Annotated in this window: 6 protein-coding genes; all 6 read right to left on the reverse strand. The window is 72.4% G+C overall.

Annotated elements, in window-relative coordinates:
* Nucleotides 1-11: 11 nt before the first annotated feature.
* On the reverse strand, nt 12-905 hold the full coding sequence (locus BDO18943_RS32235; protein WP_175025466.1) for a polysaccharide deacetylase family protein: 894 nt from the start codon (nt 903-905) through the stop codon (nt 12-14).
* Entirely contained in the window at nt 902-3379 is a 2478-nt protein-coding gene (locus tag BDO18943_RS32240; RefSeq protein ID WP_175025467.1) for an MMPL family transporter, read from the reverse strand. Before BDO18943_RS32240 ends, BDO18943_RS32235 begins: the two co-directional genes overlap by 4 nt.
* Nucleotides 3379-4035, reverse strand: coding sequence for an outer membrane lipoprotein carrier protein LolA (locus tag BDO18943_RS32245; RefSeq protein WP_175025468.1), 657 nt, complete (start codon nt 4033-4035; stop codon nt 3379-3381). Before BDO18943_RS32245 ends, BDO18943_RS32240 begins: the two co-directional genes overlap by 1 nt.
* Nucleotides 4032-5009 carry an LpxL/LpxP family acyltransferase gene (locus BDO18943_RS32250; protein WP_175025469.1) on the reverse strand — a complete coding sequence of 326 codons (978 nt, stop codon included), beginning with the start codon at nt 5007-5009 and terminating at the stop codon, nt 4032-4034. Before BDO18943_RS32250 ends, BDO18943_RS32245 begins: the two co-directional genes overlap by 4 nt.
* Complete coding sequence (locus BDO18943_RS32255; protein ID WP_175025470.1) at nt 5006-6754, reverse strand: AMP-binding protein; 1749 nt, start codon at nt 6752-6754, stop codon at nt 5006-5008. Before BDO18943_RS32255 ends, BDO18943_RS32250 begins: the two co-directional genes overlap by 4 nt.
* A 63-nt stretch (nt 6755-6817) precedes the next feature.
* A partial coding sequence (locus BDO18943_RS32260; RefSeq protein WP_235996246.1) for a COG4648 family protein occupies nt 6818-7404 on the reverse strand: 587 nt, incomplete at its 5' end.

Consider the following 7404-nt stretch of genomic DNA (forward strand, 5'->3'; position numbering starts at 1 on the left):
GCCGTTCGAGGTCAGATTTTATCAAACGGGGGTGCCGAACCGGCCGGCTCGCCCGGCCTGCCGGGCAGTTCCGGCGCGAGCGCCGCGCGCAGCGTGGTCCAGTGCAACTGCGCGTCGGCGGCCGCGCGCAGCACCGCTTGCAGCACGTCGAGCACGACCGGTTCGCCGCGTGCGTCGCGCGCCGCGTGGCCGTCGTGCACGAGCAGGATGTCGCGCGCTTCAAGACCGTGCAGCAGGCGGCGCGTGACGGTCGCGGCATCGCGCGCGCGCGTGTCGAAGCCGCGCCGCGTCCAGCTCGCGAGTTGCAGGCCGAGTTCGCACAGCACCGGCTCGAGAAATGGATTGCGCAGGCCGGCCGGCGCGCGGAAGAACAGCGGGCGCGTACCGGCGAGCTCGGTCAACGTCTGCTGCGCGGCCGCGATTTCGCGCCGCAGCGCGGCGGGCCCCGACAGCGAGAACGTGTGTCGGTGTCGCTGGCTATGGTTCTCGATCACGTGACCGCGCGCGACGATCGCCTCGATCCAGCGCGGATGACGGCGCGCGAGATCGCCGATGCAGAAGAACGTCGCGCGCGCGTCGTAACGGTCGAGCAGGTCGAGCACGCGCGGCGTGACGTCCGGGTCCGGGCCGTCGTCGATCGTCAGGGCGATCCGGCGGCCGGCACCGGGCGGCAGGCGCGTCCAGTTCGGCCCGAGCAGCGTGCTGCGCGGCCACAGGCCGGCGGCGGTCAGCGCGAGATGCGACGCGACCACGCCGCCGACGGCCCACGGCCACGTGGCCGGTTGCGCAACGACGGCGGCGGCCGCGCCTGCATGCAGCGCGGCCGTGCCCGCGATCAGCGGCGTGGGTTTCCAGCGGCGCGTGTCGCCGGGCGGTCGCGATGGAACGGACGACGGCGCGTTCATGCGCGGCTTCCTTGATGATGGTTGACGGCCGCGACCTCAGTCGCGCGCGGCGCGAGAATCGCCGCGAACGCAAGCGCGAGCATCGCGCCCGGGCCGACGGTCAGCCCGAAGGTTTCGAGCAGCGGCACGCGCGACAGCGCGAGCAGCCCGAAGCCGGCGACCGTCGCGAGGTTCGCGATCAGCAGCGACACGAGCGTGTAGGGCGTGACGGGCTGCGCGTCGTCGCGCTTGCAGAAGAACAGCGCGTAGTTCGAGCCGACCGCGACGATCAGCAGCATCCCGACGAGATGCAGGATTGTCAGTTGCACGCCGGCGAGCACGAATCCGGCCGTCACGACCAGCACGGCCGCGACGAGCGGCGCGAGCGCGCGCACGACGCGGCGCGGCGAGCGCAGTGCGATCAGCAACAGCACGGCGATCGCGGCAAAACCCGCGAGCGACAGCCGGATGTCCTCGTGCACGTAGCTCACGTACAGGCGATCGGCTTCGGCTTTCATGTCGACGAACAGCGCATCGGGCACGCCCGCGCGCGCGACGGCCGCGCGAATCGGCGTGGCATCGAGACTCGATGCCGGTTGCGCGGTGCGGGCGGCGTCCCGCGCGCGCAGCGGCAGCATCGCGCTCCAGCGGCCGTCACGTTCGGTCAGCAGCGCATCGACGGCGAGCGCCATCGACGTGCCGTGCAAGTCCGCGCGCGCAAGCAGCGGTGCGTGGCGCGCGGCCTCGACATCGGCGATGAACGGCGCGAACAGGTCGGGCTTGACCGCGATCGGCTGGTTCGCGACGGCATCGTGCATCCGCCCGGCGAGCGCATCGGCATCCGGCAGGCTGGCCAGGCGCGCGCGCTGCGCGGCGTCGCTCGGCAGGTAGCGCGCGGGGCTTTCGAAGCCGGCGAGCGCGCCCCGGTCGACGAGCGGCTGCAATTGCGCGGCCACTTTTTCGGCGCCTTCGAGCGCGGCCTGTTCGGTCGAGGCGGAAATCACGACGAGGTAGCGCACGTCGGGTGCGCCGACATCGGCGCGCAACCGCGCGTCGAGTGCCTGCGCTTGCGCCGGCACGGGGCTCAGCGCGGCGAGTTCGCGGCTCCACAGGCCGTCGCGATGCAGCACGAGCGTCGCGCCCGCGGCGATCACCAGCACGGCGAGCGGCCAGCGCAGCCGCGGTGCGGCGTCGGCCGCGCGCGCGAGTACGGCGCCGACCCGCGACACGTCGCGGATCGCGACATGTTCGCCGCGCAGGTGCGGCAGCACGAAGCGCGTGACGAGCGCGGCGGCCGTCAGCCCGACGATCGAATACAGCCCGAGCTGCACGAGGCCCGGGAAGCCGGAGAACAGCATCGACGCGAACCCGCACACGGAGGTCAGCACGCCGAGCCGGATCGTCGGCCAGTACGCGGCGACCCATGCGCGCGTCGCGTCGGCCGGGCGCGCCGCGCCGCGCGTGCCGGCCTGCGCCGATTGCACGAACAGGTAGATCGAATAGTCGACGGCTTCGCCGATCAGCGTCGTGCCGAAGCCGAGCGTCAGCCCGTGGACCGTGCCGAACGCGAGGCTGACCGCCGCGATTCCCGCCGCGACGCCCGTCAGCACCGGCAGCAAGCCGAGTGCGAGCGTGCGCGGCGAACGGTACAGCGTCAGCAGCAGCGCGACGATCAGCACGACGCTCGCCGTCGACAGCCGTTCGACGTCGTGCCGGATCGTGTCGCGCGTGTCGACCGAGAACACGCCGGGGCCCGTCATCGCGAGCGTAGTCGCGGCCGCGTTCGGCACGGCCTGCGTCGCGGCGGCGAACGCGCGGCGCACCGTGTCGATCGCGCGGGCCTGCGCGTCGGTATCGGAACCGGCGGCGGCCGTCTGCACGACGAGCACGGCACGCGTGCCGTCGCGCGACGCCCACACGCCGTCGCGGCTCGCCGGTTCGGCCGCGCTGTCGAGCTGGTCGACGAGCGTGGCGACTTCGCCGGTCGGGTCGCGCGGCAGCATCGCCTTGGCCACGAGGCCGGCCGACGAGCTCAGCAGGTCGAGGCTGTCGCCGAGCGCCTGATGCAGGCCGGCGGCGCTGAAGCGCTGCGGCGTGACGGCGGGGCTGAGCAAGTAGCGGTGATCGAAGATGAACTGGCGGTCGCGCGCGTCGTTCGCGGCTTCGCCGTTGTGAACGGCCGCGAACTGCGGATCGGTGCGCAGCGCGCCGGCGACGCGTCGCGACAGCGTGGCGCGCGTGGCGGCATCGCCGCCGTCGATCGCGACGAGGATCAGCCGCGACACGATACCGTCGCGCAACTGATCGACGAGCACGCGCTGCCCGGCGCTCGGCGCGCTCGGCAGGAAGGCGGACAGGTCGGCCGTGAAGTGGGCGCGCCCGATCGCGACGCCGCACGCGAGAAGCGCGAGCAGCCACACGAGCACAGCACGCTGCCGCAGCGTGTGCAGGCGGCGCGCGACCGGTGACGACGAGGGCCGGGTGCGTTCGTCCATCAGTTCGGGTTCGCGGGAACGGGTTGCAGGCGCATCACCGAACGGTCGCCGTCGGCCTGCCGGATCGCGACGCTGCGCAACACGTCGCGCGTGCCGTCGAGCGTGATCGTGCTGACGACCTTCAGCATCCGCGAGTCGAGCGGCGTGAGCGTCAGCGTCCAGTCGTCGCCGCGTCCGGCGAGCGCAACCTTGTACACCTGTTCGAGCGCGAAGCGGTTGCCGGCGAGCGTCGCGCGGATGCTGTCGATGAACGCGCCGAGTTCCGGGTAGCGCGCGAGCGCGAGCGTGTACTTGCGGTTGTTGCGTTCGACGGTGAGCATGTCGCCGTCGACGACGAGGTGTTCGGGCTTCGGGCTCAGCGTGTGCTTCTCGAGATGGTCGGGCGCGACGAACACGAGCTCGCCGGACGATTCGACCGGCTGCGTCGCGATCGACAGGTATTTGGTCTCGGTGAACGTCGCACGCCCCGACTTGTGCTGCGCGAGCGTCGACATCAGCCGGTCGAGGCTCCATGGCGCCCCCGCGTCGGCCGCCTGCGCGGGCGTGGCCGTCAGCGCGATCGCAGCGGCGGTTGCCGCGACGGCGACGGCCAGCGTGCGGACGGCACGATGCAGCACGGACGGGAGCGTGGGCAGGCGGCGGCGAACGGCGGTCATGCGTCGGAATCCCTCGTGGCGGACAGGCCGGCACCGGCGCGCGCCGCGTCGCTGCGCGCAGCCGCGGCATCGCCGCCTTGCCAGAAATCGAAATAGTTGAACCAGTTGTACGGTGCCGCGCGGCAGTATTGGTCGAGCAGCGCGACGTAGCGCGCGAGTGCCGCGTCGACGGCCGCCGCGCGCGCGTCGCGCCGCACGTCGGAGAAGTCGGCGAGCGTCTCGAAGTGCACATCGTAGCGGTTGCCGTCGCGATAGAGGCCCGTCATGAAGATCACCGGCCGCTTCAACATCGCGGCCATGTAGAGCGGCCCGAGCGGAAACGCGGCCGGCGCGCCGAGTAGCGGCAGCCGCCGCAGCGACGCGGCAGACTCGTCGAGCAGCGTGCGGTCGGCGAGCATGCCGACCATGCAGTTTGCGTCGAGGCGCTCGCGTACCTTCAGCATCGAGTCGACCTGCCCGAGCGGAATCACTTCCGGCTGCGCGGCGGGGTTCACCGCGGCGAGCGTCGCGTTGATCTTGCGCGCGTTCTTCTCGTACATCGTCACGACGACGCGCAGGTCCGGGTGCGTGCGGCCGATCGCGCGCACGACCTCGAAGCTGCCGAGATGCGCGCCCATCAGGAACGCGCCGCGTCCGCCCGCGAGCGCGTCATCGACAAGCGTCTCGCCGTGCAGCCGGATGTCGAACAGGTCGAAGCGCCCGTTCATCAGGTAGATGCGGTCGTGGATCGTCGCCGCGAACGTGAACACGTGCCGGTACACGTCGCGCCAGCGCGCGGGGCGGCCGAGCACGCGGCGCAGGTAGTCGCGCGACGCCGCGCACGCGACCGGCGAGAACAGCACGAAATACGTCGCGATCAGGTGCAGCACGACACGCGCGCGCTGCCGGCCGAAGCGCAGCGAGATCCACGTCATCGCGCGCAGCAAGCCCGCATTGCTGCGCTCCTGGCGTTCGGCCCACGCGGTGCGCTTCATGGCTGCGCGCCTTCCTGCACGGCCGGCGGCGCGGACAGCACGCCGCTCGCGACCTCGCGCGCCCCGGTGCGCAGCGTGAAGCGGATCGCGCCGCTGGCGGCCGGGTCGAACGTGAGCTCGAGCGGTTCGCCGGGGGCGACCGGGCTCAGGAATTTAGCGGAACCGAGCCGCCACGTGTGCAGCGGGCGGTTAAGCGCCGTGCCGATCGCATGGATCGCGTGATCGAGCAGCACGACGCCCGGCACGACCGGGTGGCCGGGGAAGTGGCCGGGCAGTGCCGGGTGATCGGCGGGGATCGTGAACTCGAGCGCGGGCGCGGGCGTGCCGGCCGGGTCGCGCACGGGCGTCGGCGCGGCCGCGGCGCGCGCATGTTGCGCAACGAGCGCGGCGAGCACGTCGCGCGGCAGCTTGCCCGTTTCGTTGCGCGGCAGCGCGTCGACGAACACGAGCGGGCGCGGCATGAACGCGGGATCGATCCGCTCGCGCAGCGCGCGCTGCAGCTCGGCGGCCGCGAGCGTCGGCGCGACGACCAGCGCGACGAGGCGCGTGACCGGTTCGAGGCTCGCGTCGGCGTGCGCCGGTGCGACTTCGTCGGGCATGAAGAACACGCCGTCGATCACGTCCGGAATCGCATTGAGCTGATGGTTCAGGTACGCGAGCGACGTGCGCTTGCCGGCGATGTTGACGAGGTCGGCCTTGCGGCCGTGCAGCAGGAACCGGCCGTCGCCGAGCAGTTCGAGCGCATCGCCCATCGGCACGGGTGCTTCGACGTGCCCGCCCGACACCCAGATCGTCGGCTCGCCGTCGTCGCTCTCCGGTGCGTCGCGCGGGTCGAGCCGGATGCCCGGGAACAACGCCCACGTCGCGCCTTGCGACGTGCGGCGGGTGGCGATCTGGCCGGTTTCGGTGCTGCCGTAGATTTCGACGAGCGGCGCGTCGAGCGCGGCCTCGGCTTCGCATGCGAGCTTTTCCGACAGCGGCGCGGTGGCCGACAGCACGAGCGCCGCGGGCGGCAGCGCATGGCCGGCTGCCAGCAGCGCACGCAGGTGAATCGGCGACGTGACGAGCACACGCGGCTGCGGGATCGCGTCGAGTTCGTCGCGGATGTCGACCGGGTAGAACGGCTGGCGGTTGCTGAACGCGAGGCCGCCGATCAGCGCGAGCAGCACCGTCGACTCGAAGCCGTACATGTGCTGCGCGGGCACCGTGCCGATCAGCGTGGCCGCGCGGCCGTCGAGCAGCCCGAGGCGGTCGGCCGCCGCGCGCACGCAGCCGACCAGGAAGCCCCAGGTCTTGCGGTGCGGCACCGGCGCGCCGGTCGAGCCGGATGTGAACACGTAGGCCATGATCCGCGCCGCATCGATCTGCGGCACGGCGAACGGCGCATCGCTCGCGAGTTCGCCGGGGGCGGCGTCGGGGTACGCGAAGCGCGGCAGGTCGATCGCGCAGTCGGGCGCGTCGTGCAGGCAGAACGCGTCGGGCGCGAACGACGCCAGCTGGCGGACCATTTCCGGCGTGTGCGTCGATGGCAGCAGGCTGATCTTGCCGGCAACGAGCGCGGCGCACAGGCTGACCGCGAAGCGGTAGCGGTCGCGGCACACGTTGAACACGTGGCCGCCGGCGGGCAGCGCGGCGGCCACGCGCGCGACGTCGGCGACGAACGCGCGCACGGTGACGGGCGCGCCGTCGCGCCAGGCGATCGTCTGGTCCGGCGATGAATGGAAAACCAGCGGGTGAGTCGGCATAAATCGGTCAAAACGGGAGCGAAAGCCGGCGCGCCGCGTGGCGGCGCCGCACCGGCCGTGAATTCATCGTGACGCCTGCGATGTGTGCGTCGTCGCGCGATACGCGCGCACCGCATCGATCATGCGCGGCCGCGGTTCGTGCGGCAGTGCGAAGCGCCGGCACGCATGCTCGGCGGCGAACATCACGGCGACGAGCGGCAGCGACAGGTAGTTCGCGAACGTCGACCACGTGACGATCGGCGCGGTCGCGAACAGCAGCGTCGACACGGCGGCGATCGCGACGAAGAACAGCGTCCACGCGAGCGTGATCTGCCGCGTGTAGCGTGCGACGGCCGGCGTGATCGTGCCGTGGATCATCGTCGCGAAGCGCGTGCACAGCGGCACCTGGCCGGCCGCGAGCGTGCGGCCGAACAGCAGCGCCATCGCGAGGTTGAAGCTCGCGTGTTCCAGATACAGGCCCCATTCGAAATGCCGGGCGAGCGGCACGCGCGCGGCCCACAGCACGGTGGCGGCAAGCAGCCACGCCGGCACGAACCAGATGCGACGCGGCGAGCGCAGCGCCGCGCCGAGCGCGAGCAGCAGCGGCGGCACGAGCGCCATCGCGAGGCCGAAGCCGTGCGCGCCGGGCGTCGCGGCCGCGTAGTGCGCGC

Source organism: Burkholderia aenigmatica, from assembly GCF_902499175.1.
In the GTDB taxonomy this organism is placed as follows: Bacteria; Pseudomonadota; Gammaproteobacteria; order Burkholderiales; family Burkholderiaceae; genus Burkholderia; species Burkholderia aenigmatica.